Below are 2,773 nucleotides of genomic sequence, written 5' to 3' on the forward strand. Positions count from 1 at the left end.
CTATGTATCCGGTCATACAGTAGCGCCACCCGGTTTTTTTTACGCCGGTATCTGGTCAATCTTGCTGCTGCGCGACCACACGCGGTGCGCGGCGAGCAGGTCAAACAGCCGGGTCATAAACGCATCGTCAATGTTATCACCTTCGACAATGCCTTCTTCCCCTTGATCCGGTACCTTCAGCAGCGATTTAAACTTCCGCGCATCGCCTGCGAGGGCGATTGGCTTCAGGTGCTTATAGGCTTCCAGCAGATAATAGGCGGCATCACCGTTACCGAGCAAACTCTCAACGTCGCCGCACGGCATAATCACCGCATCAACCGTCAGGGACGGTGCCCCGGCAAAGGTCGCGGCAATCGGCAGGACGGAGCCATCATCGGCCGTCACTTCACCCATGCGTGAGTAAAGCAGTTTGGCGTGTACGCCCTGAGTCTTGAGCGCCCTCATGATCCCCAGCACGTCGCTGGCGCGCGGTTTATCGTTCAGCAGGATAGCCACTACGCGGCCTTTGATCGTCCCGCCAGGTACCGCGTACAGGCTCAGGGACGGATCCTTCTTCAGCCCGTTCACGTCTTTAGGCGGTGCAGCATGGCATTGCTCGTCAGTCAGCGTAATGCCGAGATTATTCGCTACGCCCTGAGCAAGCTGGATATCAATATGCGCCAGATGGTCGACCACGCGCTCGCGAATGTAGGTACGCACCACTTTGCTCAGCTCGAAGCTGAAGCCGCCGATAATGTGCTGCTGTTCGATCGGGGTCTGGCTGTTCCAGAACAGGCGAGGCTGAGCGTAATATTCGCCGAATGACGGGCTGCGCTCGCGAATTTTTGTTCCGTCCACGCGCTCCTGATACGACTCGAATCCGCCACGTTTAGGCCCCGGCGGGGTTTCACGCGGCCAGTTATCGTTAATGGAGTTCGGCTCGTAGTTCGCCGGGTTGGTATCGATATCCTGGCGATGCATCCCGTCACGCTGGAAGTTATGGTACGGACAGGTCGGACGGTTGATTGGGAGCTCATGGAAGTTAGGTCCACCAAGACGGCTGATCTGCGTATCGGTGTAAGAGAACAGACGACCCTGCAGCAGCGGATCGTTGGTGAAGTCCAGCCCCGGCACAATATGGCCCGGGTGGAACGCTGCCTGCTCATTTTCCGCGAAGAAGTTATCCGGGTTGCGGTTAAGCACCATTTTACCCACCAGCTGAACCGGCACCAACTCTTCAGGAATAAGCTTGGTCGGGTCGAGCAGGTCGAAGTCGAATTTGAACTCGTCTTCTTCCGGGATCAGCTGTAACCCCAGCTCGTATTCCGGGAAATCACCGGCTTCAATGGATTCCCACAGTTCACGACGGTGGAAGTCCGGATCGCGTCCGGTCAGCTTCTGCGCTTCATCCCACACCAGGGACGCTTTCCCCGCGACCAGTTTCCAGTGGAAACGCACAAACGTCGCTTTACCTTCAGCATTAATCAGACGGAAGGTATGAATACCAAAGCCTTCCATAGTGCGATAGCTGCGTGGGATCCCCCGGTCAGACATCGCCCACATCACGTTGTGAAGGGTTTCCGGTTGCAGGGAGACGTAGTCCCAGAATGTGTCATGCGCACTTTGTCCCTGCGGTATGGCCCAGTGTGGTTCTGGTTTTACCGCATGGACAAAGTCAGGGAACTTATGCGCGTCCTGTATGAAGAAAACCGGGGTGTTATTCCCGACGAGGTCGAAAATGCCCTCTTCGGTATAGAATTTGGTGGCGAAGCCGCGGATATCACGCACCGTGTCGGCCGAACCCGCGCCGCCCTGTACGGTAGAGAAACGCACAAACACCGGTGTGATTTTGTTCGGATCGGAAAGGAAATCTGCTTTGGTGATCTCCTTCAGGCTCTTGTACGGCTGGAAATAGCCGTGCGCCGCGGAGCCGCGAGCGTGGACGATACGCTCAGGGATACGCTCATGGTCGAAATGGGTGATTTTTTCGCGCAGGATGAAATCTTCCAGCAGCGTCGGGCCGCGCGTTCCGGCGCGCAGGGAGTTCTGATCATCGGCAATGCGAACGCCCTGGTTCGTGGTCAGCGCATGGCCTTCACCGCCCTTGCGGTGAGGATCGAGCGATTTCAGCTTTTCGTTTTCCGTTTCCGGGGCTTTCATGCTGCCCGGGGCGGTAGGCTGTTCACCCGGTGCGGATGGACCCGGTGATGGTTTGTGTGAGCCGTCGGCTGGGGCAAGTGAGTCCATTCCCGGTTGAGATTCTTCAGTCCCATGAATGGGTGACTGATGTGGTTTATCATTGTTCGACATTGCACGCTTCTCCTTTGTTCATTCCTAAAAACCCTATTAAGGATAGAACAATGTTAAGAATTAGCAGGCGAACTAAGCGTTTTCAGATATTGATTAGCGAAAGGAGCCATCTGCGATACGTCAGGCGCGACGGGCGGGGGGAGAATCGGCTATGATAGAAATTTCCTGCTTTAAGAATTTGCTTTAGTGAACCCGTCGCTTATGAAACCTCTTCGTCAACAAAACCGCCAGGTTATTAGCTATGTACCCCGCGTTGAGCCCGCGCCGCCAGACCATGCCCTGAAGGTGGATGGTTTTCGCGATGTCTGGATGCTGCGGGGTAAATACGTTGCCTTCGTGCTGATTGGCGAGCACTTCCGTCGCTCCCCTGCGTTTACGGTGCCGGAATCGGCGCAGCGATGGGCAATGCAGACCCGCCAGGATGAAGAGGTTGAAGAATAACAGCCATAAAAAAACCGCCCGATTGAAGTGAACCCCGAAAGTT

At 55.7% G+C, this 2,773-nt stretch carries 2 protein-coding genes; one reads left to right on the forward strand and one right to left on the reverse strand.

What is annotated here, in order from left to right; translation table 11 throughout:
• Positions 1-39 precede the first annotated feature (39 nt).
• A complete protein-coding gene (katE, locus tag CKK19_RS25290; RefSeq protein WP_225455272.1) occupies positions 40-2,289 on the reverse strand; it encodes a catalase HPII in 2,250 nt (749 codons plus the stop codon).
• 201 nt (positions 2,290-2,490) lie between these two features.
• Between katE and cedA the strand changes: the two genes are divergently transcribed.
• Positions 2,491-2,730, forward strand: coding sequence for a cell division activator CedA (cedA, locus tag CKK19_RS25295; protein WP_022647825.1), 240 nt, complete (start codon positions 2,491-2,493; stop codon positions 2,728-2,730).
• Positions 2,731-2,773: the final 43 nt, after the last annotated feature.

It is taken from the genome of Enterobacter sp. CCUG 70166 (assembly GCF_020224095.1).
Classification (GTDB): Bacteria; Pseudomonadota; Gammaproteobacteria; order Enterobacterales; family Enterobacteriaceae; genus Enterobacter; species Enterobacter intestinihominis.